Genomic DNA, 2,618 nt, shown 5'->3' with positions numbered 1-2,618 from the left:
CGAGCGTCAGGCCCAGCGTGACGCTTTCGCCGCCGGAAAGTCGATGTAATCAAGCTGCCGAACCGGGGTGCGGGTCAAATCCGCGCCCCGGTTTCACCGCAGGCCGCAATGGTGGCTGCGTTAGAATTTCCCTTGGGGTGGGTCCATGTCGTCCTTGCTCGTACTGGCCATCGTCGTTGCCGTCGGCCTGGTTGCCTTTTTCATCGGCCGGCAGCGTGCCGCGGCCCAGGACAATGGCAAAGTCAAGCCGCATTCGCGTGCCCACTATCACGGCTGGTGGGCCTTCCTGCTCGCCGTCCTGCCTGCTCTTTTGCTGCTTGCCGTCTGGGCCGTCGGTTCTTCGGTCTATCTTGACCGGCACATCCACGCTGCCTTGCCCGAGCGTACCGTCGACAGCAAGGTTGCCAGCGAGGCACTGGATGTCAGCCTGGTAAAGAGCCTCGCCAGGGGCCTGCGCAAACTCGATGCTGGCACACTGGCCGCAATGCCTGCCAGCTTTGCCGAGTTGCAGCCGCTGCTCGCCGCCAAGGGCGTGGCACTGGCGAGCGACACACAGGATTACATGATCCCGATCGCCGTCGAGGCGAACAAGGTCCAGGACCGGCTCGGCCTGTTCGGCGCCATTGTCATTCTGGCTTCCTCGATCGCCGGCGCCTTCTATGCGCTCAGGCAGATCGAGCCGCGCGCCAGGGCGCGCAACAATGTCGAGCGGTTGATGCTGTGGGGGCTGCTTGCCGCCTCCACCATCGCCATCCTGACCACCGTCGGCATCGTGCTTTCGATGCTGTTCCAGACGATCACCTTCTTCGAGAGCGTCTCGCCGATGAGTTTCTTCTTCGGCACGGTCTGGGATCCGCGTTTTGCCGCTGCCGGTTCGGGCGGCAGCCAGGGCCAGTTCGGCCTGATCCCGCTTCTTGCCGGCACGCTCTATATCGCCGCCGTCGCGCTGCTGGTTGCGGTGCCGGTCGGGCTGATGTCGGCTGTCTACATGGCCGAATACGCAACGCCCAGGGTGCGCTCGGTGGTCAAGCCGGCGCTTGAACTGCTGGCCGGCATACCGACCATCGTCTACGGCATCTTCGCCGTCGTCACGCTTGGGCCGTTCCTGCGCGACCTGTCAGCGGCGCTGACCGGCGGCTCGCCGTTCATCCAGGGCCAGAGCATCTTCACCGCCGGCCTGGTCATGGGCGTCATGCTGATCCCGGTCGTCTCCTCTCTCTCAGACGACATCATAACCGCGGTGCCGCGCGCCATGCGCGACGGGTCGCTCGGCCTCGGCGCGACCCGCTCCGAGACGATCAAGCGGGTGATCCTGCCGGCGGCACTGCCCGGCATCGTCGGCGCCATCCTGCTGACTGCCTCGCGCGCCATCGGCGAAACGATGATTGTCGTGCTGGCGGCGGGCGTCGCCGCCAACCTCACCATCAACCCGTTCGAGGCGATGACGACCATCACCGTCAAGATCGTCAACCAGCTCACCGGCGACCTCGAGTTCAATTCGCCGCAGACGCTGGTCGCCTTCGCGCTCGGGCTGACGCTGTTCACGCTGACGCTGGTGATGAACATCGTCGCGCTCTACATCGTGCGCAAATATCGGGAGCAGTACGAATGACCGACATTCCCATGGATACGATGGTCAGGCCGGCGGCCCATCCGCGCCGCGACATCGGCCTGAAGGCCCGTTACGCCGCCGAACGCCGTTTCCGCATCTATGGCGTCGTGGCGATTTCCGTAGGCCTGGCGTTCCTGGCAATCATGCTGATCACCATCGTCTCGAAAGGCTACACCGCCTTCTGGCAGACGACGGTATCGCTGCCGATCACGTTCGACGAGAAGGTGATCGATCCTTCCGGCAAGCGCGCAACCGATCCGAGCGTTCTGATCAAGGCGAATTATCCCAAGCTCGCAGAAAACGCGCTGGTGGCCAAGCTCGGCATCTCTCCTGATGACAAGCCGATGATCCAGAAGCTCAAGGGCTTCCTTTCGGAAGGCGCCCGCGTCCAGTTGCGCGACATCGTTGCCGCCGATCCCTCGGTGATCGGCACGACACGCGACGTCAACATCCTCGCCGCCGCCAATCTCGACTCGGCTTTCAAGGGCCAGATCGACCTCAGTGTCGAGGAAGCGCGACGCAAGGTCTCGGACCAGCAGATCACCTGGATGAACAAGCTCAAGGCCGAGGGCGCGATGGCCGAGCACTTCAACAGCGGCCTGTTCACCTACGGCGCCTCCAGCCGCCCGGAAACCTCGGGCATGGGCGTGGCGATCATCGGCTCGCTTTATATGATGGTGATCGTGCTGCTGCTCGCGCTGCCGATCGGCGTCGCCGCCTCCATCTATCTGGAGGAATTCGCCAAGAAGAACCGTTTCACCGACCTTATCGAGGTCAACATCAACAATCTGGCCGCAGTGCCGTCAATCGTCTTCGGCTTGCTCGGCCTCGCGGTGTTTATCAATTTCCTGGGCATGCCACGCTCCGCCGCTTTCGTCGGTGGCCTGGTGCTGACGCTGATGACGCTGCCGACGATCATCATCGCGACGCGCGCCGCGCTTGCCGCGGTGCCGCCGTCGATCCGCTCGGCAGCTCTCGGCCTTGGCGCCTCCAAGATGCAGATGGT

2 protein-coding genes are annotated in these 2,618 nt (G+C 63.8%); both read left to right on the top strand.

From position 1 onward, the window contains the following. The first annotated feature begins 145 nt into the window (after positions 1-145). Entirely contained in the window at positions 146-1,612 is a 1,467-nt protein-coding gene (gene pstC / locus EN969_RS26005; RefSeq protein ID WP_063169148.1) for a phosphate ABC transporter permease subunit PstC, read from the top strand. Further along, positions 1,609-2,618 (top strand): DUF3333 domain-containing protein (locus tag EN969_RS26000; protein ID WP_127419513.1); only part of this gene is annotated, 1,010 nt, incomplete at its 3' end. The genes pstC and EN969_RS26000, both read left to right, overlap by 4 nt.

The sequence above is a fragment of the Mesorhizobium sp. M7A.F.Ca.CA.003.01.2.1 genome, from assembly GCF_003998945.1.
Taxonomy (GTDB): domain Bacteria; phylum Pseudomonadota; class Alphaproteobacteria; order Rhizobiales; family Rhizobiaceae; genus Mesorhizobium; species Mesorhizobium ciceri.
This window is presented reverse-complemented; position numbering and strand designations above follow the sequence as displayed.